This is a genomic window from Acidobacteriota bacterium (assembly GCA_016196035.1).
In the GTDB taxonomy this organism is placed as follows: domain Bacteria; phylum Acidobacteriota; class Blastocatellia; order RBC074; family RBC074; genus JACPYM01.
This window is the reverse complement of the sequence record JACPYM010000021.1, coordinates 55,661-77,702: the sequence shown is the minus strand read 5'-3', so window position 1 is coordinate 77,702 and position 22,042 is coordinate 55,661. Positions and strand designations below refer to the sequence as shown.

General features: G+C 57.5%; 18 protein-coding genes. 13 read left to right on the top strand and 5 right to left on the bottom strand.

The genetic code is table 11. From position 1 onward, the window contains the following. Positions 1-899: 899 nt before the first annotated feature. Positions 900-1,997: a penicillin-binding protein gene (locus tag HY011_07090; protein MBI3422689.1), complete on the top strand. Its 1,098-nt coding sequence runs from the start codon at positions 900-902 to the stop codon at positions 1,995-1,997. A 194-nt stretch (positions 1,998-2,191) separates the two neighbouring features. Here the strand turns inward: HY011_07090 and murJ are convergent, their stop codons facing one another. From murJ to HY011_07075, 3 genes are all read right to left on the bottom strand, one after another. Continuing rightward, positions 2,192-3,973, bottom strand: coding sequence for a murein biosynthesis integral membrane protein MurJ (gene murJ / locus HY011_07085; GenBank protein MBI3422688.1), 1,782 nt, complete (start codon positions 3,971-3,973; stop codon positions 2,192-2,194). Positions 3,974-4,010: 37 nt separating this feature from the next. Beyond that, the gene (gene argF, locus HY011_07080; GenBank protein MBI3422687.1) at positions 4,011-4,943 is read right to left on the bottom strand and encodes an ornithine carbamoyltransferase; all 933 of its coding nucleotides are present in this window, start codon (positions 4,941-4,943) and stop codon (positions 4,011-4,013) included. A gap of 120 nt (positions 4,944-5,063) precedes the next feature. Beyond that, positions 5,064-5,513 carry a DMT family transporter gene (locus tag HY011_07075; GenBank protein ID MBI3422686.1) on the bottom strand — a complete coding sequence of 150 codons (450 nt, stop codon included), beginning with the start codon at positions 5,511-5,513 and terminating at the stop codon, positions 5,064-5,066. 338 nt (positions 5,514-5,851) lie between these two features. Here HY011_07075 and HY011_07070 point away from each other — a divergent pair, with 338 nt between their 5' ends. From HY011_07070 to HY011_07015, 12 genes are all read left to right on the top strand, one after another. After that, the gene (locus HY011_07070) at positions 5,852-6,838 is read left to right on the top strand and encodes an aldo/keto reductase (protein MBI3422685.1); all 987 of its coding nucleotides are present in this window, start codon (positions 5,852-5,854) and stop codon (positions 6,836-6,838) included. Between the two features lie 60 nt (positions 6,839-6,898). Then, positions 6,899-9,637 carry a molybdopterin-dependent oxidoreductase gene (locus HY011_07065; protein MBI3422684.1) on the top strand — a complete coding sequence of 913 codons (2,739 nt, stop codon included), beginning with the start codon at positions 6,899-6,901 and terminating at the stop codon, positions 9,635-9,637. 15 nt (positions 9,638-9,652) lie between these two features. Then, the gene (locus HY011_07060; GenBank protein MBI3422683.1) at positions 9,653-10,558 is read left to right on the top strand and encodes a restriction endonuclease; all 906 of its coding nucleotides are present in this window, start codon (positions 9,653-9,655) and stop codon (positions 10,556-10,558) included. Positions 10,559-10,606: 48 nt separating this feature from the next. After that, positions 10,607-11,992, top strand: coding sequence for a pyridoxal-phosphate dependent enzyme (locus HY011_07055; GenBank protein ID MBI3422682.1), 1,386 nt, complete (start codon positions 10,607-10,609; stop codon positions 11,990-11,992). A gap of 4 nt (positions 11,993-11,996) precedes the next feature. Further along, positions 11,997-13,220, top strand: a complete 1,224-nt coding sequence (locus HY011_07050; GenBank protein ID MBI3422681.1) for a threonine synthase — start codon at positions 11,997-11,999, stop codon at positions 13,218-13,220. 8 nt (positions 13,221-13,228) lie between these two features. After that, positions 13,229-14,557, top strand: coding sequence for a putative aminohydrolase SsnA (gene ssnA / locus HY011_07045; GenBank protein ID MBI3422680.1), 1,329 nt, complete (start codon positions 13,229-13,231; stop codon positions 14,555-14,557). A gap of 52 nt (positions 14,558-14,609) precedes the next feature. Then, positions 14,610-14,966: a hypothetical protein gene (locus tag HY011_07040; GenBank protein MBI3422679.1), complete on the top strand. Its 357-nt coding sequence runs from the start codon at positions 14,610-14,612 to the stop codon at positions 14,964-14,966. Between the two features lie 17 nt (positions 14,967-14,983). After that, entirely contained in the window at positions 14,984-15,979 is a 996-nt protein-coding gene (locus tag HY011_07035) for an LLM class flavin-dependent oxidoreductase (GenBank protein ID MBI3422678.1), read from the top strand. A 106-nt stretch (positions 15,980-16,085) separates the two neighbouring features. Continuing rightward, positions 16,086-16,970, top strand: coding sequence for an acyltransferase (locus HY011_07030; protein MBI3422677.1), 885 nt, complete (start codon positions 16,086-16,088; stop codon positions 16,968-16,970). Between the two features lie 29 nt (positions 16,971-16,999). Then, complete coding sequence (locus HY011_07025; protein ID MBI3422676.1) at positions 17,000-17,605, top strand: GNAT family N-acetyltransferase; 606 nt, start codon at positions 17,000-17,002, stop codon at positions 17,603-17,605. After that, a complete protein-coding gene (locus HY011_07020; GenBank protein ID MBI3422675.1) occupies positions 17,606-19,231 on the top strand; it encodes a D-aminoacylase in 1,626 nt (541 codons plus the stop codon). Between the two features lie 124 nt (positions 19,232-19,355). Continuing rightward, positions 19,356-20,687 (top strand): MFS transporter, encoded by a 1,332-nt coding sequence (locus tag HY011_07015; protein MBI3422674.1) that lies wholly within the window; start codon positions 19,356-19,358, stop codon positions 20,685-20,687. On the opposite strand, the gene HY011_07010 is transcribed toward HY011_07015, so the two are convergent. Both HY011_07010 and HY011_07005 read right to left on the bottom strand, forming a co-directional pair. Next, entirely contained in the window at positions 20,680-21,267 is a 588-nt protein-coding gene (locus tag HY011_07010; protein ID MBI3422673.1) for a sel1 repeat family protein, read from the bottom strand. The genes HY011_07015 and HY011_07010 overlap by 8 nt on opposite strands. Positions 21,268-21,293: 26 nt before the next feature. Further along, positions 21,294-21,860 (bottom strand): hypothetical protein, encoded by a 567-nt coding sequence (locus tag HY011_07005; GenBank protein ID MBI3422672.1) that lies wholly within the window; start codon positions 21,858-21,860, stop codon positions 21,294-21,296. Positions 21,861-22,042: the final 182 nt, after the last annotated feature.

The following is a 22,042-nucleotide window of genomic DNA, read 5'->3' as shown; positions in this document are numbered from 1 at the left end:
TTCGCGGTGTCCACAAGCGTTATCTCAAAGACTACGTGGCGACCTATGAAGCCATGTACAACGCCAAACGCATCAATGCGATGCTCATTCGACGAATGTGCCGGACAGCAACGATGCAAACTGGTTACACATGAGCCAAAAATTTTTGCCAGGTATTTTGAAGCTAAACTATTCACCAGATTAATTTTCATGGCCTTGTAAATAATTTTTTGAGCCTTGTCTCACATGTTGTTGCTCCCCTCCTTCTTTGCTAGACTGCCGCGCACGCCAGCCCCCTTGGTTTTGCTTGAGGCGAAATGTTACAGAAAACCTTGGGTAATTGTTATCGAATGCTTGCTTCAAACTGGCAAAGCAAGTTCCTCGCGTCGGGTGCTCCAACGCAAGTAGCGACTCACGATTTGATTTCTTGCGTACCGACACTGTGGGATCACTCATAAGCATCAAGCTGTACCGAAAAAATGTGTGGCTATTAGTCTAACTTTGCTGAGGTATGTTTGTTGCCGTGGACGACTTGAACTAAAACCCCTTGGGTCGGCCGGGAACAACCTGTCTAGTAACCCGTCGAAGTTGCTCTCTGACGATGATGCTGTCAGCGAACGGGTGAAGAAAAGGGATCGAAAATGAGGAAGTACTCCCGCGTCTGGCTAAGCGCAATGCGGCTGGCGTTAATGGTGTCGTTGGTAACGACCGGTTCTGTTGTGCAGGCTAAGGCCCGCGCAAAATCCAACCCTAAACAAAAAGCGAAAGCTGCCCCAACGAAAAAGGGGCGAGTAAGTGCGCGTGTTACGACCAAGAGCGGCCGCGGCACACCACCAAGTCCGGTCATCGCCAGTCGTGGTAAATCCAAAGCGCAAGCCCTGCGCGAGCGAACCGCACAACCCAAAATCTCGCAAAACGAAATGCGTTCCATTCTGCGTAAACGTGGCAAGCTGAGCAAAGCTGAACGGCAAAAGTTGGTCGCTTACCGCGCGGCTGAAGCGCGTCGCCGTCGCGCAATCATTGAAGCCCATTTGCGCGCCATCCGCGCGCGCGACGAAGCCTTGCGGAACATCGCCGTCGCCAACGTCATGAAAGACAACAGCACAGGCGAAGACCTCGAAGTCCGCCGAGCGGCGATTGAGGCGATGGCTGGGCGCGCCGGTACTGTCGTCGTGATGGATCCGACCAATGGGCGTATTTTCACGGTCGTCAATCAACAGATGGCACTGGGTTCTCCGGTCAAACCCTGCTCTACCGTCAAGTTGATTGTTGGCCTCGCCGCTTTGCACGAAGGCATCTTTGACCCCAATCAAGATGTGGCGATCTCGGCGCGCTACAGCTTGAACCTGACCGATGCGCTGGCGCATTCCAACAATCCATTCTTTCAAGTGCTGGGACACCAACTTGGCTATGAAAAAGTGATGCAGTATGCCCACAACTATGGGTTTGGTGAACCAACCGGCATCAACTATCCCGGTGAAAGTCCGGGCTTCCTGCCAGAAGAAGCGACGCGCGAAATGCCGAGTCACGGGGATGGCTTTGGTGTGACGGCAATGCAACTGGCAGCTTTCACGGCGGCGATTGCGAACGGCGGCAATCTGTATATCCCCCGTGTACCTCGCACCGTGGACGACGCGGCGGATTTCAAACCGATTTTGAAACGGCGGATTGAAATTACCCCCGAAGACCGGTTGCGGACATTGTCGGGCATGAGCGGTGCCGTGAATTACGGCACGGGCAAACTGGCCTACGATCCGCTAGGCCAGGTTGCGGGCAAAACGGGCACCTGCACAGGCGCGACTGACAAGCTGGGTTTATTCACCTCGTTTTCCAGCGTAGACAATCCGCGTTTGGTGGTCACGGTCATCACCACTGGCTCTTCCGAAGCAGGCAAGCGGGCCGCGGATATTGCGGGCCGCGTCTATCGTTCGATCTCGTTCCGCTTCTTCAAACAACCGTTGACCAATCCGGCATCGGCCATCACCGAGTTTCCACGCGTTGGCAACCAACCGCACTAACGCAAAGCCTCATTTAAGCAACACGAAGGCGCGCCACGGTTTTATCACTGCGGCGCGCCTTCGTGTTTTCTGATCAATTTATGGATTGGGCGTTCCACCACTTGCGGCAGATGATCCGATAGGCGTACCTCTGCGGACTTCATTGACGCGCCAATCCCGAATTACAAAGCATTGATCACCTGGTATCGCAGAGACTAAGTTGTCGGCCAAGATGAACGCGACTTGCGTCCCAGCCTACGCGCCACGATGCTAGTCAATTGCGTGATCTCACCAACGCGCAACAAGCGGGCGGTTATAAAAAAAACCAGGATGCCCAGTCCCACCGAACCGCCCACATCTAAAAGCCGCGCGGTCAGGGTCTTGATGCCGAGCAGGCTTTCTACTCGCTGGCTCACCAACCAACAGATTGCCCCCATCACCGCCGCCGCCAGCGTCACTTTGCTGAATGAACTGAGCAGGCTGCGCCCTTCAATCTCGCCCAGTTTGCGCCGCATGAAAAACAACAGCAGCAGCGAATTCACAATGGCCACCGCCGCAATCGAAAGCGCCAGCCCGCGATGGCCAAAGCCGAATTGCCGCACCGACAACGAGGCGACAATGTAATTCGTCACAATCGAAACAACGCTCGCCAGCATCGGGATGCGCGTTTCTTTCAGCGCATAAAACGAAGGCGTCAGGACACGGATCGCCGAATATGCGACCAGCCCGATGGCGTAATAACTCAAGGCTTGCGCCGTTTGTGCGGTGTCGTAAGCGGTAAAACTGCCGCGCTGATAGATCAGCGCGATAATCGGGCGACTCAGCACGATCAAGCCGACTGCTGAAGGAATGGTCAGCAAAAACGTCAGCCGCAAGGCCGAGGCCAGCATCCGCCGAAAGCCTGCCAAATCATCCAGCGCCGCTGCCTTTGACGTGATCGGCAAGGTCGCCGTCGAGATGGCCACACCGAAAATTCCAATCGGCAAGTAGATCATCCGAAAAGCATACTGCAACCACGAAACAGGCCCCTGCCCCAGACTGGTGGCAAAGTTGGTGTTGACGACCAAATTGACCTGCAACGCCGCCGCGCCAATGATCGCCGGAGCCATCAGCTTCATCACCTGCCGCACACCGGGATCGCTGAAGCTCAGTTCCCAACGCCAGCGATAACCGACCGCACGCAAACTGGGCACTTGAATCAGCCATTGCATGACACCGCCGATCAGTGTGCCAATCGCCATGCCGATGATCGCCTGTATCGCACCGACTTCATCACGCTCAACAGGATGCCGATACCACAAACCCTGGGCAATGCGTCCGACATATTCCGGCGCATAGGCATAAGCGCAAGCCAAACCGCCCACAATCGAACCGACGTTGAACATCGTCGAAGCCGACGCCGGCACACCGTAACGGTCTTTGGTATTGAGCACGCCCATCGCCACCGCCGCCAATGAAACCATCAGCAAAAACGGAAACAGGATGCGCGTCATCTTAATCGCCAGCGGAATCATGACCGCAGAATTGGCGTGGCCGCTCAGGTCTGAGCCAACCAGCCAGCCCACGATCTGCGGCGCAAAGATGATGCCCAAGACCATGATGACGGACAAAATCACGATCAAGCCGTTGCTGACCAGATTCGCCAGCCGCCAGGCCTCGCGTTCGCCTTTTTGATTGAGCGTGCGGGAAAAGGTGGAGACAAACGCGGCTGAAAGTGCCCCCTCGGCAAATAGATCGCGCAGCATGTTGGGAATGCGAAACGCGATGTTGAAGGCGTCGTTCGCCACGCCCGCGCCGAAGAAGGCCGCGAAAACCTGTTCGCGCACCAAGCCCAGCACACGACTACCCATCGTGGCGACGCTGACGATGCTGGCGGAACGGGCGATGCTTTTGGGTTGCGGAGCAGTTGAAGGTGGATGGCGGATGGCGGATGGCGGATTCTCATCGGTCAGCGGTTCCGCATTCTTTTCGCTGTCCGGCTGCAATTGTTCATTCATCAACTAACCTCAAAAATCCGCATTCCACATTCCGCACTCAGTCTTGGTTGGCTTGCACCAGCAACAGCATGATCGCTTTCTGTGTGTGCAACCGGTTTTCGGCTTCGTCGTAAACAATAGAATTTTTGCCGTCAATCACATCGGCATCCACTTCGTCACCGCGATGGGCGGGCAGGCAGTGCATAAAAAACGCGCCTTTGGCGGCATTACTCATTAGCTTTTTGGTCACGCGGTACGACGAGAATATCTCGCGCCGCCGTTCGGTCTCGGCTTCAAACCCCATCGAAGCCCACACGTCTGTGTAAACGGCCTGCACGTCGGCGACGGCTTCGTAAGGATCGTGCACGACTTCGATCTTGGCCCCGGTGCTGCGCGCCTCTTTGCGCGCCCGTTTCAAGACCTCGGCGTCTGGCTCATAGCCTTTCGGACAGCCGATGCGGATGTGCGCGCCGGTTTTGGCGGCGCCGAAAATCAGCGAATGCGCCGTGTTGTTGCCGTCGCCGACATACGCCAGTTTGAAGCCGCTCAAATCCGGCCCGACCTTTTCGGTCAACGTGAAGTAATCGGTCAGCCCCTGGCAAGGATGCGAGAACTCTGACAGGCCGTTGATCACCGGCACCGACGAATGCGCCGCCAGCTCGATCACCGATTCGTGGCTATAGGTGCGCGCGACGATGATGTCTACCCAACGTTCCAGGTTGAGCGCCATGTCTTTCACCGATTCGCGCTCGCCCAGCCGCACGCCCTGATGATCAAGATAAACGCACGAAGCGCCCATCTGCGTCGCGCCCAGGTCGAAGGTCACGCGTGTGCGCAAGCTCGGTTTCTCAAAAATCAGCGCCACGCTGCGCCCCGCCAAGGCCTGGCTGTAATTGCGCGGCTGGGCTTTCAGGTCAGCCGTCGTTTCAAAGATGCGGCGCACTTCCTGCCGCGTCAGGTCGTCAATCGAAATTAAATCTTTCAGCGCCAACGTTACCTCCTGCAAAAATCAGAGTGACCAACCAAAGTGACCAGCCAGCGTGAATTGAAAAATGAGCGCGCATTATGCGGTCAGCCATCCAGGCAAACAAGACCGCCGACAAGCCGCTATCTACTCGCGCTGCATCAACCAGATGCTCACAAAGATCAACAGCACACCCGTCAACCGCGCGGGCGTGAGCGAACGCTGCGCCAACCCCAGCCAGCCAAATTGATCGAGCAACAAAGCGCCCACCAGTTGCCCGCCAATGACAGCCACCGAAAAGCTGGCCGAACCGATGCGCGGCACACTGAGGGTGGCGATCACAATGAAACAGGCGCCGATGACGCCACCGCACAACGCCCACCAGGGCGCTTCAAAAACACCGCGCGCATGGGCCGGCTGGTTCAAACGAATGGTCAGCCCGACGACCGTCAGACTGACCAGGAACCCCACCAGGTGATTGACCACCGCCGTGTAAAGCGGGTTGTAGACAAAGATACGCAGCTTGGCGTTCATCGCGGCTTGCGCGGGAATCAGCAAAGCGCCGAGCACAGCCAGCGCCGTCCATCCGAATTTCATGCGGGTTCACCTCGTGGGTAGATTTTTGGCGCGCCAATGAGACGGCAGATGATGCAACGCGACTCCGGGCAACGCAACCAAACGCCGCTGGGCTTTTAGATCAATTTGCAATTGCGTTTACAGGGCGGATGGCGCCGGTACGGTACCGCGCGCGTGTGCAAGCGGCGCGTCAATCTTGAACCATTGGCTCAACCACCCAGCCTCCGCTTGCCCACGCGCGCGGTACCGTACCGCTGCGCGGTTTTCCCAGACACTGCGGTAGGACCCGATCTAACTAGGCAAGCGCGTTTCCGTTCGGTAAAGTGTGCGCACATTTCACGGCAAAGGAGTCTCGCACAATGGAACAACGCAAACTCGGAACACAAGGCTTAACGGTTTCGGCGCTCGGTCTCGGCTGTATGCAGATGAGCGGCAATTACGGCCCCGCTAACGAGGCCGAAGGCATCGCCACCATTCACGAAGCGCTCGAACTGGGCATCAATTTCTTCGACACGGCGGAAGTTTACGGGCCATTCGAGAATGAAAAGTTGGTGGGTCGCGCGCTTAAGGGCAAACGCGAGCAGGCCATCATCGCCACCAAGTTCGGCTTTCAAATCCAGGATGGCCGCCCGGTTGGCACCGACAGCCGCCCCGCCCACGTCAAAGAGGTTTGCGACGCTTCACTGCAACGACTAGGCGTGGATCACATTGATCTGTTCTATCAGCATCGCGTAGATAAAAACGTGCCTATCGAAGACACCGTCGGCGCGCTGGCCGAGTTGGTCAAGGCAGGCAAGGTGCGTTACATCGGCCTGTCGGAAGCGGGCGCCGCCAACATTCGGCGCGCGCACGCCGTACATCCGATTTCGGCGTTGCAATCGGAATACTCGCTCTGGGAGCGCAACATCGAAGCCGAAGTGCTGCCCACCATCCGCGAACTCGGCATCGGTTTGGTTCCCTACAGCCCGCTCGGTCGCGGCTTCCTGACCGGCACTGCCAAGCGCGCCGAAGATATGCCGGAAGGCGATTGGCGCAAGTCGAACGTGCCACGCTTTCAGGGCGAAAACTTCGACCGCAACATGGCCTTGGTCGCAGCCGTTAAAGAAATCGCCGCGCGCAAAGGCTGCACGCCGGCACAGATGGCGCTGGCCTGGTTGCTGCATCTGGGCCAAGACATCGTGCCGATTCCTGGCACCAAACGGCTGGCGTACATGCGCGAAAACACTGCCTCGGCCAACGTCGTGCTGACGGCGGAAGACATGCAATGGATAGACGAAAGGCTTCCGGCTGGCGCGGCGGTGGGCGACCGCTATTACAAGATGGGGATGAGCCTGCTGGATAATTGATGGTGTTGCGAGCGCCAGCTTCTGCTGATTTTCCATACGCATTTTCGAAGAGGTAAATTCATGGGTGAGAAACAGACTTTTACGTTGACGGTGAATGGCCGGCAGCATTCGGTTTCCGCAACACCGCAAACCCAGTTGATGGATGTGCTCAGAGATGAACTGCATCTGACCGGCACGAAAGACGGCTGCGCGACCGGGCATTGCGGCAGTTGCATGGTCATCAGCAACGGTGAAGCCGTGCGCTCCTGTTTGGTGCCGATGAAACGAGCCGGTGGCGCGAACATCCAAACCATCGAAGGCGTAGCGAATGGCGCACTTCATCCCGTGCAGCAAGCCTACATTGATCAGGGCGCAACTCAGTGTGGGTTTTGCACGCCGGGTTTTGTAATGGCGACCATCGCCTTGCTTGAAAAGAATCCCAACCCGACGCTTCAGGAGATTTATGACGGCCACAAATGGAACATCTGCCGCTGCACCGGCCACAACGCGATCATCCGCGCCGTGCAACAAGCCGCCGGGCAAGCCGTCGCGCCGCTGCCTGCTGTCAAACAGCCGCTTAAGGCAATCAGCCAGCCGTTGCCCCGCCCCGACGCCGTTGAGAAAGTCACCGGCAAAGGAATTTACGCCGATGATTTGTATGTTGACGGAATGCTCTACGCCCGTGCGCTGCGCAGCCAGTATCCGCACGCGCGGCTGCTCAGCGTTGATGTGAGCAAAGCCAAAGCGCATCCCGGCGTCGTCGCCGTGCTGACCGCCGCTGACATCCCCGGTCGCAAAGATTGCGGCGTTCACGAAGTGGATTGGCCGGTGCTGTGTTACGACAAAGTGCGTTATGTCGGCGACGCCATCGCGCTGGTCGTTGCCGAAACAGAAGCTATCGCCGCTGAAGCCCTGAAGCTGATCGAAGTCGAGTACGAACCACTGCCCGTCATCACCGGCCCGCAAGAAGCCGCCGCGCCGGACGCGCCAATCTTGCACGCACAAGTTCCGCATCACGATCCCAACGAACACGGCAACTGCCTGAAGCACTACCACCTGGAAAACGGCGACATCACGAAAGGCTTTGCCGAAGCCGACGTCATCATCGAACGCGACTACAACACGCAAACCGTCGAACACGCCTTCATCGAACCCGAAGCCGGCCTGGCCGTGCCTGACCCCACCGGACGCATCACGGTCTATTGCGGCGGCCAGATTCCCTTCGGCGACCGCGCGCAAATTGCGGCTTCGCTCAATCTGCCCGAAGACCGCATCCGCGTCATCAACTGTTTGATCGGCGGCGCGTTCGGCGGCAAGGAAGACGTTTCCGTTCAGATTCACGTCGCACTCGCGGCAATGTTGACCAAGCGTCCGGTCAAGCTGGTGCTCAGCCGCAAAGAATCGCTGCTGGTGCATCCCAAACGCCACGCCACCGTCATCAAGATGAAAACCGGCGCAAAGCGCGACGGCACGATCACCGCGCACGAAGCCGAAATCTGGGGCGACGGCGGCGCGTATGCTTCATTGAGCAGCCACGTGATGTTGCGCGCGACGACGCACGCCGCCGGCGCTTACGAGGTCAAAAACGTCAAGGTGGACACTTTTGCGATGTACACTAACAACGTGCCATCCGGTGCCTTTCGCGGCTTCGGCGTCACGCAAAGCGCCTTTGCGATGGAAAGCCAGATGGATCAACTGGCCGAGGCGCTCGGCCTTTCGCCCGTCGAAATCCGCCGCCGCAATGTGTTGAATTACGGCAAGCAGACGCTGGCCGGGCAGGTGATGCACGAAAGCTGCGGCTTGGCCGATGCGCTGGAAACCGTCGCCGCCGAAATGGAGAAACATCCGTTCGTGGCCGTCGAAGGCGACAAGCGGCGCGCCTGGGGCGTGGCCTGCGCTTACAAAAACACAGGCTTTGGTAGCGGCGCTTATGACGCTGCCGGTGCCGAAGTCGAACTCTTCGCCAACGGGCGCGCCGCCGTGCGCGCCGGCGCGGCGGAAATCGGCCAGGGCCTGGTCGGCGTGCTCGCGCAAGTCGTCAGTGAAGAACTCGGCGTGCCTTACGCCAACGTTGACGTGCTGGTCGCCGACACCGATCACACGCTGGATTGCGCGGCGACGACGGCTTCGCGGCAAACCTACGTCACCGGCAACGCCGCGCGCTTTGCTAGCAAGGAAGTCCGCAAGCTGCTCGCGCACATAGCGGCAGAGATGCTGGGCGCGCCGCCGGATGATCTATTGTTTGCCGATGGCCTCATCAAGAACAACGGCCACAGCGTCGAACTTGCTGAAATCGTCCGGCTGATGCGGCGCGAGGGCCGCTTGCCGAAGATGAGCTATCAATACGTCGCGCCGCTGTGCGAACCGTATCATCACTTCGCTTTCGGCTTCGGCGCGCAGGCCGTGCTGGTCGAAGTGGATGTCAAAACCGGCGAGACAAAAGTCTTGAAAGTTATCGCGGCCAGCGATGTCGGGCGCGTCATCAATCCGCTGGCGTTGCAAGGGCAGGTCGAAGGCAGCATCTCGATGGGCTTGGGCATGGCGTTGCAGGAAAACTTCGTGATGAAGGATGGTTATGTCCAAACCGACACGCTCAACAAATGCCGCATCCCGACGATTGACCAGACGCCGGAAGTGATTTCGTTTTTCATCGAACACGAGACCAAAGACGGCCCCTACGGCGGCAAAGGCGTCGGCGAACTGGCTTCGATTCCGACGACACCGGCGATCATCAACGCGATTTACAACGCGACGGGAGTGCGCTGTTACAACTTGCCTGCCGAAAAGAAATGGTTGAAGACTGCCTTGCAGACGAACTGACTGGATCAAGACCTTATGCCCATTCCTGACTTCCAAACTCTAATGCTGCCCCTGCTTCGGCACCTATCCGATGGAGTAGAGCGAATCAACCAAGAAACCATTGATGCACTTGCAAATGAGTTCAACCTGACCGATGCCGAACGAACGCAACTACTCCCAAGTGGCCAACAAACAGTCTTTCGTAACCGTGTTGCCTGGGCTAAGGCACACTTCAAACGAGCCGGCCTTATCGAGTCTCCGCGACGGGGGATTTACCGAATTACAGATCGAGGGCGCGAGGTTCTTACGCAAAATCCTAAGCGAGTTGATCTCAAGTTTTTGGACAAGTTTCCAGGTCACCGGGAGTTCAGATTTTCGTCCAAATTAGAGAACGAGCCTGAGACTGTCCCCCAAGTTAATGGCCTAACACCAGAAGAACATATTGCACTTGGCTATCAGCAGATTCGCGAGGAGTTGGCTGCCGACCTTATACGGAGAGTAAAAGAATGCGCTCCTGAGTTTTTTGAACAACTCGTTATTGATCTCCTTCTCGCTATGGGTTACGGCGGTTCTCGGCAAGATGCCGGAAAGGCAGTCGGTCGAAGCGGCGATGGAGGCATTGACGGCATCATCAAAGAAGACCGGTTGGGATTAGACGCCATCTATATCCAAGCGAAGCGTTGGGAGGGAGTCGTTGGCAGACCGGAGATTCAAAAATTCGCTGGGGCTTTGCAAGGTCAGCGAGCCAGGAAAGGCATCTTTATCACCACGTCCTCATTTACCAAGGAGGCCCGCGAGTTTGTCTCAGCCATTGATAGTAAGATCATTTTGGTTGGCGGAGACATGCTAGCCAGCTTAATGATTGACCACGGCATAGGTGTGACAGAAATTGCGGCCTATGTCGTCAAACGAATTGACTCAGATTACTTTGGTCAAGAATAACCAGAGCTGTCTGGCAAACCACTCCGTCATCGTGTCTGAGGATTAAACATGACCAGAGCCATTTTCGGCCCCACCTTTGAAGAAATGCTTCATCCGAGCGCGATTGATCCGGCGGTGCGCCAACGCTCCATCCAAGCCGCGACCGAAGCGCCGCTTGATCCGATCAACTTGTACAACATCACCTGGCGCGGTGCGGATGACCAGATCAAATACGAAGTCCTACCCGCTGAACTGACCGGCGTCGCCGCGCCCATCGTCGTCTTGTATGGTCGCGATTTCCCGACCGGCGCACACAAGGTCGGCGCGGCCTATTCGGTGCTGGCCGAAGCCTTGCTCTTCGGCCAAGTGGACATTGACCAGCACACCGTCGTCTGGCCCAGCACCGGCAATTACGGCATCGGCGGCGCGTGGGTCGGTGGACGCGTTGGCGCCAAATCCATCGTCGTGCTGCCCGAAGGCATGAGCCGCGAACGCTTCGCACGCATCGAGAGTTACGGCGCCGAGGTCATCAAAACGCCGGGCGTCGAATCGAACGTCAAAGAGATTTACGACAAGACCTGGGAACTGCGCCGCAATCCGCACATTCGCATCTTGAATCAGTTCGAGGTGATGGGCAATTACCGCTTTCATTACCACGTCACCGGCAACACGATTGTCGAACTCGCGGCGGAATTGAAGGCGCAAGGCATCGGCGATGGTTCCATCGCGGCGTTCACTTCGGCGATGGGCAGCGCAGGGACGATTGCGGCGGGCGACAGGATCAAACAAGTCTGGCCGAACGCGCGCAGCGTGGGACTCGAACCAATTCAATGCCCCACACTTTTTAACAACGGCTACGGCGGGCACGACATTCAGGGCATCGGCGACAAGCACGTGACGTGGATTCACAACGTGCTGAACATGGATGCCATTGCCTGTCTGGATGACATCGAGTGCAAAAAGGGTTTGCAGGTGCTGACCAGCGAGGCTGGGCAACAGACGCTGGCGCGGCGTTACGGCCTTGCCGAAGCGAAGCTGCGACAACTTGGCACGATCTTCGGTATTTCCGGCGTGTGCAATGTGCTGGGCGCAATCAAAACGGCCAAGCATTATCAGCTTGGCCCGCGCGACGTGATCGTCACCATCTGCACCGACGCGATTGATCGGTATCATTCGGTGATGGCGGAGCTGGCCGAACGATACGGCGCAATAGACGACGCGCGGGCGATGGCTTACGTCGAAGCAATCTTCCACAGCGCAAAGACCGATTGGATCAAGGACGGCACGCCCGACGCGCGCCGCCAATGGCACAACCTGAAATACTTCACGTGGGTAGAGCAGCAAGGCAAAACGGTTGAAGAGCTTGATGCGCAGCTTGATCCTGAATGGTGGATCGGGCATCAGCAATTGATTTCTGAAATGGATGCGCGGATTGCGGCTGCGCGAACGGATTGAAGCAATGAGTTACGTCAACGGTTTTCAATGTTTGGAATGCGCTCGTTCTTTCACCGCGAGCGAAGTTGAATATGTCTGCCCACACTGCGGCGGCAATCTGGATGTGCGTTATGACTATGAACGGATTGCCGGGCAATTCAGCAAAGCTGCGCTGGCTGCTGATCGCAACTTCACGATGTGGCGCTATCGTGCGTTGCTGCCGATGGTGGATTCAGCACCCGTGCCGCCGCTCGCTGTAGGCTGGACGCCGCTTTACGACGCGCCGCAACTGGCCGCTGAATTCGGCATCCGGCAATTGCTGGTCAAAGATGATGGACGCAATCCGACCGCTTCATTCAAAGACCGGCCCAGCGCGCTGGCTGTCGTCAAAGCGCAGGAAGCGGGCGCGACCGTAGCGACGACAGCGTCGTCGGGCAACGCGGGCGCGGCGCTGGCCGGGATGTGCGCCAGCGTGGGGATGAAATCTGTCATCTTCGTTCCGGCGACAACGCCAGCCGCCAAAGTCGCACAATTGCAAATTTACGGCGCGACCGTCGTGCTGGTTGAAGGCAGTTATGAACAGGCTTGCGAACTGTGTCTGGCGGCTTCCGAACGGTTCGGCTGGTATCAGCGCACGACGGGCTACAACCCCTATACGGCAGAAGGCAAAAAGACCGCCGCGTTTGAAATCGCCGAGCAGATGAACTGGCAGATTCCCGACCGTGTCGTGGTTGGTGTCGGCGATGGCAACATCATCGGCGGCTTGTGGAAAGGGTTTTGTGACTTGCGGCAATTGGGCTGGATTGAGCACCTGCCGAAACTAACCGGCGTGCAAGCGGCAGGCGCTGCGCCGCTAGCTAACGCGGTGAACGGCGACGGCGTGATTCGCCCCGTTGCCGGGCACACTGTCGCGGACGGTATTAACGTTGGCGATCCGCGCGATGGAACGCGAGCGTTACGAGCCATGCGTGATTCGGGCGGCGGCGCGGTTGCCGTCAGCGACGAAGAAATCATTGCCGCGATCCCACGGCTGGCGCGTGCAACCGGTGTTTTCGCCGAGCCGGGCGGCGCGGCGGCGGTTGCCGGATTCGTCAAACTGCGCGAAAGCGGCGTGATTCAATCCAATGAAAGCGTTGCGCTGGTCATCACTGGCAGCGGTTTGAAAGACATCAACACTGCGCGGCGTTCGGTCGGCGAAACGCTGCATATTCAACCCGACATTGCGGAACTGGATAAACTGCTCGCATAGCTTTCGTCATGCTCATCACCAACGCCACGCTTATCACCTGGGGCACACCAAATCGAATCCTGGAAAAGCACGCGCTGTATCTGGCAGGCGACCGGATTGTTGAACTTGGTCTATCGTCCGAACTCGAAGCCAAATACCCGCAAGCTGAACGGCTGGACGCCCGCGGTCAGTTCGTGATGCCCGGCAACATCTGCGCGCATACGCATTTTTACGGAGCCTTTGCGCGCGGGATGGCGATTCCGGGCGCTGCGCCAAAAGACTTTCCGGAAATTTTGGAACGATTGTGGTGGCGCTTGGACAAGGCGTTGACGCTCGAAGACGTGCGCTCTTCGGCGTTGGTTTGCTTGATTGATGCCGTCAAACACGGCACGACGACGCTGATTGATCATCACGCTTCGCCAAATGCAATTGACGGTTCGCTGGATGTCATCGCCGAAGCCGTGCAACAAGCGGGATTGCGCGCCTGTCTGTGTTACGAAGTCACCGACCGCGCTGGCGAAGAAAAAGCCAAAGCTGGCATTGCTGAAAATCTGCGCTTCCTGAAATCTCAAATTTCAAATTCGCAATCGCAAATAGCCGCCACCTTCGGTCTGCATGCTTCGCTGACACTATCTGATGCGACGCTGGAAGCCTGCCGCAATACCCACGATGGCGGCTTTCACATTCACGCTGCTGAACACGAATCCGACCAGTCTGACAGTCTGCAAAAGAGCGGTCTGCGCGTGATTGACCGGCTGCACAAGTTCGGCATCTTGGGTGAACGCTCCGTCGTTGCGCACGCCGTCCACATTGATCATCGCGAAGCGGCGTTGCTGGCCGAAACTGGCACCTGGGTGACGCATCAACCGCGCTCGAATATGAACAACGCCGTCGGTGCGGCAGACGTGGAAAGCTTGCTGCGATTGGGCGTGCAGGTCGGCCTGGGCAACGATGGCTTTTCCAACGCGATGTGGGACGAATGGAAAGCGGCCTACCTTTCGCACAAAGCCGCGCACCGCGACCCGCGCCGGATGGGTGGCGCGACCGTCGCCGAGATGGCCGTGACCAACAACGCTGCGCTCGCCAGCGTCTTCTTTCCGCAAGCGCCGCTGGGCGTACTCACGCCGGGCGCATTCGCCGACATTATCTTTGTGGACTATCACCCGACCACGCCGCTCAACGCTGGCAATCTGCCGTGGCACATCCTGTTTGGCTTTGAAAATTCAATGGTGACGACGACCATCTGCGCGGGCAAGGTGTTGATGAAAGACCGGCAACTGGTGTTTCTGGACGAAGCAGAGATCACAGCGAAAAGCCGCGAACTGGCGACGAACGTGTGGGCACGATTTGTAGACTGAAAGGCAGGCTATGCAGCCGAAATAAAACTGAAACAGCGAGTACGTCGGAGTAATGAAAATACACATAACAGAAATATGGAACCGAAAAGAAAATTGGTTTCGAGATCACGCCCAAGCTGATCGTGTAGGAGCGGTGATAGTGCAGCGGCTTGCTGATGACCGGGTTCAAGCTGAATGCCGCTACCTCCTCTGGCTTAAGTGGCATCTTCACATGGGATACCAGGAAGTCTCTTACAACGAATTACTACAGCACGTATCGGCTGAGAAAATGGATTTGCTCAATGAACTGTTTACACTTGTTGCGTCACAGAGCTATGGTGAAATTGACCTCTGGCTTGAAAGATGTGAGCGCGAACTACCAATCATTGAGGACAGATGGGTAGAAGAAAACAGGAGCTTGGAATTTTGAAAGAGATAGGAAAGAACATGCCAACTGAACGAGTTGCGCTCTACCTGCAAGACGCGCATTCCTTGCAAGACGGAATCAAATACGCACAGTACGCCGAACGCAAAGGCTTTGAAGCCGTCTGGCAAGCCGAAAGCCGGTTGGTGCGCGATGCGATTGTGCCGATGGCGGCCTTTGCCGCGACGACCGAGCGCATCAAGATCGGCGCGGGCGTCATCAACAACTGGACGCGCAACATCGGCTTACTGGCCGCGACGTGGTTGACGCTGGATGATCTGGCACCGGATCGCATGATTTGCGGCATCGGCGCGTGGTGGGATCCGCTGGCGGCCAACGTAGGCATCGAACGGCGCAAGCCGCTGCTGGCGATGCGCGAGACGGTTGAAGTCTTGCGCCGCTTGCTGCGTATGGAAAACGTTACCTTTCACGGCGAGTTTCATCACGTCACGGGTATTGAACTCGATGTGGTGCATGGCCGCCGCGAACCGCGCAACGTGCCGATTTACATCGGCGCGACCGGCGACAAGATGATGGAGTTGACCGGCGAGATTGCTGACGGCGTGTTGCTGAATTATTGCGTGCCGCCCGAATACAACGACCGTGCGCTGGAATTGCTGGCAGCGGGCGCGAAGAAAGCCGGGCGCTCGCTTGATGAAATTGACCGCCCGCAACTGGTCGTTTGTTCGGTTGACCACGACCGCAAAAAAGCCATCGAAGCGGCGAAGGTTCTGCTGACGCAGTATCTGGCGCAGCAGCCGCACATCGCCAAGGCTTCGGGCGTCAGCGCGGACATCGTCAAACAGGTGCAATCCATCTTGACCTGGCCCGCAACCATTGAGCAGATTCACGCGGCGATGCAGTACGTGCCGGATGAATTCGTGCTGAAGATTTCGGCGACGGGCACGCCCGAGGAAGTGCGCGCCAAGGTGGCTGAATACCGGCGGCGCGGCTGCACTTGTCCGGTGCTCTATCCGATGAGCGATCCTTACTTGATGATTGATACATTTGCGCAATGAAAAACAGATGCTAGATGCTGGATGCTAGATGTGAGTGGGGAGAAGACGTCTTTCTTCACTAGCATCCAGCATCCAGCATCTAGCATCTTCTTCGGAGGATTTTTCTATGTCACGAGTTGTCAGATGCGGCTTGATCCAGGCCACGAACGCGGAGCCTGCCGATAGCCCTATCGAAAAGATCAAACAGGCGATGATTGATAAACACGTGGCGATGATCGCTGACGCCGCCAAACAGGGCGTCCAGATCATTTGCTTGCAGGAGTTGTTTTACGGCCCGTATTTTTGCGCCGAACAGAATCCGCATTGGTACGGTTTGGTCGAACGCATCCCCGATGGGCCGACGACGCGATTGATGCAGGAGATTGCCAAGCAACACAAGATGGTCATCGTCGCGCCGATTTACGAAGAAGAAATGACCGGCGTGTATTACAACACGGCGGCCGTGATTGACGCCGATGGCACATACCTGGGCAAGTATCGCAAGACGCACATTCCGCATTGCCTGCCGGGCTTTTGGGAGAAGTTTTATTTCACGCCCGGCAATTTGGGCTTCCCGACGTTTGAGACGAAGTACGCGCGCATCGGCGTTTACATCTGCTACGACCGGCATTTCCCGGAAGGCGCGCGGGCGTTGGGGTTGAACGGCGCGGAGATTGTGTTCATCCCGTCGGCGACGACCAAAGGTCACGCCGATTATCTGTGGGAGTTAGAGCAGCGCGCGCACGCCGTCGCCAACGGCTATTTCGTCGGCACGATCAATCGCGTCGGTACCGAAGCGCCGTGGAATATCGGCGAGTTTTTTGGCTCGTCGTATTTCAGCAATCCCGACGGACGTATTCTGGCGAAAGGCAGCGAAGACAAGGACGAGTTGATCGTGGCTGATTTGGATTTGGATGAAATCCGCGAGGTGCGCACGCACTGGCAGTTTTACCGTGACCGGCGGCCAGAGATGTACGGGGCGCTTGCGGGGATGGACGGCGCGAAAGGCTAACATTACATGCAAAACGGCGGGAGGCACATTTGATCGAGATTCACCCTGTCACATTGGAAGGTTACGGCGTCCGGCTGGAGCCATTGACTGACGAACATCACGAAGGACTGGTTGGCGCGGCGGCGGATGGCAAGCTTTGGGAACTGTGGTTCACTTCGGTTCCTGAACCGGAACAGGCACGCGGCTACATTGCCCATGCCCTCGCAGGGCAGCGTGATGGGCAGATGTTGCCCTGGATCGTGCGCGAATTGACGAGCGGCGCAATCATCGGCAGCACGCGCTATCACGATATTGTCGCCGCGCTTGATCGCGTCGAGATTGGTTACACATGGTACGGCAACCGCTGGCAACGCAGCCACGTCAACACCAGTTGCAAGCTGTTGTTGCTGACACACGCCTTCGACACACTGGGTTGCAAAGTAGTCGGACTGCGTACTGATAATTTCAACTTCGCCTCGCAACGCGCGATTGAGGCGCTGGGCGCGAAGAAAGATGGTGTCCTCCGTCATCACGCAGCCCGCCGTGACGGCACCGTGCGCGACAGCGTGATGTACAGCATCCTTGCCAGTGAATGGCCCGCGGTGAAACGGCATCTTGAGTCGCGGCTGGCCCGTCACGGAACTGCGCTGAGTTAAATGATGAAAACGCCTGAACTGGTTTTGCGAAACGGGATGGTGGCCGACGGCACGGGGCGCGGGCTGTATCCGGCAGACGTGGCGATTCGCCGGAGCTACATTCTGGCGATTGACGCGCCCAATTCGCTGCACGCAATGGAAGAACTGGATTGCAAGGGCCTCGTCATCGCGCCGGGTTTCATTGATACGCACAGCCATTCGGATTTGCGCGTGCTGCTCGAACCGGAACTGCCAATGAAACTTCGGCAAGGCATCACGCTGGAAGTATTCGGGCAGGATGGCATTTCGGTCGCGCCGATTCGCAGGGCCGATCAACCGCAGGTGGCGCGTTCACTGGCGGGGTTGGACGGCGATCTGGGCCGCGCGTGGGATTGGGAATCGGTGGCGGAATATCTGGCGGCGCTTGAACGCGCGCGTCCGGCTATTGATTGCGCGTATCTGATTCCGCATGGCGCGGTGCGGCTGAGCGCGATGGGAATGGAAGATCGGCAGGCGCGGCCTGCTGAAATCGGCGCGATGCAGGAATTGATTCGCCAATCCCTGTGCGAAGGCGCGTTGGGACTTTCGACCGGCTTGATCTATCCGCCATGCTGTTTTGCCGACACCAGCGAATTGATCGAATTGTGCCGCACGGTCGCTGAGTTCGACAGCATCTTCGTCGCGCACATGCGCAGCGAAAGCGATTACATCGAGGACGCCGTCGCCGAGATGATCGAAGTCGGCAAGCAGTCCGGCGTGCGCGTGCACATCTCGCACTTCAAAATCGCCGGGCGCGAAAACTGGGCGCGCATTGACGGCGTGCTGGCGTTGATTGAACAGGCGCAGGCCGAAGGCGTTCGCGTCACGGCGGATCAGTATCCTTACATCGCCGGTTCGACGATGCTGGGCGCAATCTTGCCGCCGTGGGCGCACGCGGGCGGCGTCGAGGCGACGTTGCAACGCCTGGCGAGCGCGGATGAACGCGGCAAGCTGCGCATGGCGATGCTGGATCGTGCGCCTTCGCACTGGGACAATTTCTGGAAATGGTCGGGGCCGGAAGGCATCGTGATCCCTGACATTCCTTCGGGCCATCACCCTGAATATCTCGGTAAAAATCTGGCGCAAGCCGCTTGCCTGAAAAACCAAGTTGACCAAGTCAGCGAAGCCGACGCCGTTGAATTCGCTTTTGATTTATTGCTGGCGGAACGGATGGGCGTGGGGATGATCTCGTTTAGCCAATCCGAAGAGGTCGTGCGCAAAATCATGCAACAGCCTTACGTCAACGTTTGCACCGACGGCCTGCTGGGCGGCAAACCGCATCCGCGCGCTTACGGCACCTACCCGCGCATTCTGGGCCGTTATGTGCGCGAACAAAACCTGCTGACACTGGAACAAGCCGTTCGCAAAATGTCCGGCCTGGCGGCGGAAACCTTTCGGCTTCCCTACCACGGCAAAATCGAGGACGGCGCGCGCGCGAACCTCGTCGTTTTCAGCCCCAATCAAGTGTTGGACTGCGCGACCTTCGAGGACTCCAAACAATTTCCCCAAGGCATTGAACACGTGATTGTCGCGGGCGAAGTTGCCATTCGTTATGGCGAGCCGTACATCACCGGCTACGGCGCGGCAGTGAGAGCGTCCTTCACTTGAGCCACTTGAGCCAGCCCATCAACGGGCAACCTTTGGATTGGCGGAGTCTTTGGAGTGCGTGCCGCACGCACTCCAAAGATGTTGCGCGTCGAAGCAGCATTGGCACTGCTTAGCTTGTAACCTTATGTCCGATCAATCCTCATTCCCAACCCAAACAGATGCGTCGCCTGCCAAACGGCATTGGGCGAGCGCCTTAACGCTTGATCTGACGCCGCTCAGAACGTCAGGGCAATACCGGCTGCTTTACTTTGGTCAATTCGTTTCCGCGTTCGGTTCCGCCATCAGCTATGTCGTGCTGCCGTGGCAGATGTATCAACTGACGCGCTCGTCGTTTTACGTCGGGATGCTGGGCGTCGCGGAATTCGTACCGATGTTCGTGCTGGCCTTTGTGGGCGGCGCGCTGGCCGATGCCTTTGACCGGCGGCGGCTGGTAATTTTGATGGAAGCTGCGATGACGCTTTGCTGCGCCGTGCTCGTGGCCAATGCCCTAGCGCCACAGCCCAGCGTAGCGGTGCTCTTTGCCGTGGCCGCGCTATTTGCCGCCTGCAATGCGTTGCATCGTCCGGCGCACGAGGCCTTGACGCCGCGCCTGGTGCCGCCTGAACAAATGGCCGCCGTCGGCGCGCTGACAATGTTCCGCTACAGCATCGCGTTCATCATCGGCACTTCTTGCGCGGGGCTGGTCACCAGCAAGCTGGGCGCAAGCATTGGTTATGCCTTGGATGGTTTGACGTTTCTGGCCTCAGTCACCGCGCTTTGGTTGATGAAGCCAGTGCCGCCGCCCGCAGCCGCCGAACAGCCCAGTTTGGAAGCGGTCAAGCAGGCTTGGCGTTACGCGCGCAGCCGGCAGGAGTTGTTGGGCACCTATCTGATTGACATCAACGCCATGTTCTTTGGCATGCCGATGGCGCTGTTCCCCGCGCTAGCCGAACCGTTTGGCCCCAGCGCCGTCGGGATGTTTTACGCCACGCCAGCGCTGGGCGCGCTACTCGTGACGCTCTCTTCCGGTTGGACGGAAAGAGTCGAACGTCACGGACGCGCCGTGGTGTTGGCCGCCGCAGTTTGGGGCTTGGCAATCATCGGCTTCGGGCTGACGAAGCAACTCTGGCTAGCCTTGACCTTTCTCGTCGTCGCCTTTGGCGCGGATGCCGTCAGCGGCATCTTTCGCATGACGATTTGGAACCAGACGATCCCCGATCACTTACGCGGGCGCATGGCGAGCATCGAGATGATCAGCTACACGACCGGCCCTTATCTGGGCAACGCCGAAGCTGGCTTGGCCGCGAGTTTGCTGGGGTTGCGCAACTCGGTGGCGCTGGGCGGCGCGCTCTGTGTCGCGGGTTGCGTCGCATTGGCGTTTTGCTTGCCGCGCTTCATCCAGTACAAAGGACGCGAAGGGATTGCGCAGAAGCAGGCGGAAGAGGCAGCGCGCGCTAAAGAAGCCAGAGTTATTTAAGTTGGCTCAGTAAGCGCAACGCCTGACGATGGTTTTGTTGCGCCGCTTTCTCAAGCCAGTGGCGAGCCCAGCGCACATTTTTACGAACTCCTTCGCCGTCAAGATAGGCACGTCCCAAGTTAAATTGGGCTTTGTCATCACCCTGCCGTGCAGCTTTGCGCATCCAGAAAACGCCTTGCGCCAAGTCTTGCTTGGTTCCTCGCCCTTCGAGATAACAAATGCCAAGATTACATTGCGCCCAGTCATCACCCAACAAAGACGCCCGTTTGTATAACGCAAAGGCTTTGCGGGGATTGGCTTCAACGCCTTCGCCTTTGTCGTATAGCAAGGCGAGACTGAAGAGCGCCTCTTTGTGATGATGTTTGGCGGCTTGCCGATACCAGAAGAGTGCTTGCGCATTATCTTTTGCCACTCCCAAACCCAGACAGTAACAATAGCCCACTAGATTTTGCGGATGAATATCACCGGCCTGAGCAGCTTCGAGCAAATACGGAAAGGCTTTGCGATAGTTCTTTCTGACTCCTTCGCCGTAAAAGTATCGCTGCCCAATCTCTGATGGATGTTCTTCGCTCTCTTTCATAACAATTCATTCAAAGGGTTCAGCAATTACTTCTTGTCAGGCACCACCTTAAACCCATCCTGCACATTAAACATCGTCCCCGTCTGTTTACCGTCGTATTTGAAATTGACGATATTGACCTGATCGTCAAAGAGTTCTTGCATCACACGATTGCTTAATTGTGCGCCGCTCAATCCGCCCGGCAGTTTGCCTTCGAAATACACCCAGATCATCTCGGCCTGCATTTCCATCCCGACCCAAGTGAGTTTGACGGCGTTGCCGTTCTTGCCCTTCAACTCGAAGCGCTCGCGCACGTAGGCAAAGACGGCTTCGTTGCTGGCTTTGTCTTTCAGGGCTTGCGGCGTGTTGAATTTGATCTCGCGTTTGGCGTGCTGGCTGATGGCCGTTTCGAAATCATCGGCGAAGAAGCGGATGACGGCTTCGACGGACTGCTCTCTGGCGTTGTATTCGAGTTGGGCGATGGTGGCGTGAAACTTATGTGAAGAATGAGGGAGGAAAGGGGAAGGATGAAAAGCCACGGGGCTGTGCTTTGATTGCGCCGACGCGCAAAGCGCGAGCGCGCAGCACAGGACGGCGATGATGATGCGTTGCATGGCGTTCAACCTTTCTCTTGCGGATTGTTTTGGTCGTGCTGGTTTTGCGTGCGCCAGTATAACGGAGCGGCGGCGGCAATGCGAAAAGGCGGCCTTCACAATTCTTTCAAAACAATTTCACGCCCGCTTCAAGATTTCTGCCCGGCCTTCCGTTACTTTCCACAGCGTCCTGAGGCGCATTG

Coding starts and splice junctions, on each gene's coding strand:
- HY011_07010 (MBI3422673.1), bottom strand. CDS start 21,267: ATGAAAGAGAGCGAAGAACATCCATCAGAGATTGGGCAGCGATACTTT.
- HY011_07035 (MBI3422678.1), top strand. CDS start 14,984: ATGCCAACTGAACGAGTTGCGCTCTACCTGCAAGACGCGCATTCCTTG.
- HY011_07050 (MBI3422681.1), top strand. CDS start 11,997: ATGAGTTACGTCAACGGTTTTCAATGTTTGGAATGCGCTCGTTCTTTC.
- HY011_07020 (MBI3422675.1), top strand. CDS start 17,606: ATGATGAAAACGCCTGAACTGGTTTTGCGAAACGGGATGGTGGCCGAC.
- murJ (MBI3422688.1), bottom strand. CDS start 3,973: ATGAATGAACAATTGCAGCCGGACAGCGAAAAGAATGCGGAACCGCTG.
- HY011_07075 (MBI3422686.1), bottom strand. CDS start 5,513: ATGAAATTCGGATGGACGGCGCTGGCTGTGCTCGGCGCTTTGCTGATT.
- HY011_07055 (MBI3422682.1), top strand. CDS start 10,607: ATGACCAGAGCCATTTTCGGCCCCACCTTTGAAGAAATGCTTCATCCG.
- HY011_07065 (MBI3422684.1), top strand. CDS start 6,899: ATGGGTGAGAAACAGACTTTTACGTTGACGGTGAATGGCCGGCAGCAT.
- ssnA (MBI3422680.1), top strand. CDS start 13,229: ATGCTCATCACCAACGCCACGCTTATCACCTGGGGCACACCAAATCGA.
- HY011_07040 (MBI3422679.1), top strand. CDS start 14,610: ATGAAAATACACATAACAGAAATATGGAACCGAAAAGAAAATTGGTTT.
- HY011_07005 (MBI3422672.1), bottom strand. CDS start 21,860: ATGCAACGCATCATCATCGCCGTCCTGTGCTGCGCGCTCGCGCTTTGC.
- HY011_07060 (MBI3422683.1), top strand. CDS start 9,653: ATGCCCATTCCTGACTTCCAAACTCTAATGCTGCCCCTGCTTCGGCAC.
- HY011_07090 (MBI3422689.1), top strand. CDS start 900: ATGCGTTCCATTCTGCGTAAACGTGGCAAGCTGAGCAAAGCTGAACGG.
- HY011_07030 (MBI3422677.1), top strand. CDS start 16,086: ATGTCACGAGTTGTCAGATGCGGCTTGATCCAGGCCACGAACGCGGAG.
- HY011_07015 (MBI3422674.1), top strand. CDS start 19,356: ATGTCCGATCAATCCTCATTCCCAACCCAAACAGATGCGTCGCCTGCC.
- HY011_07070 (MBI3422685.1), top strand. CDS start 5,852: ATGGAACAACGCAAACTCGGAACACAAGGCTTAACGGTTTCGGCGCTC.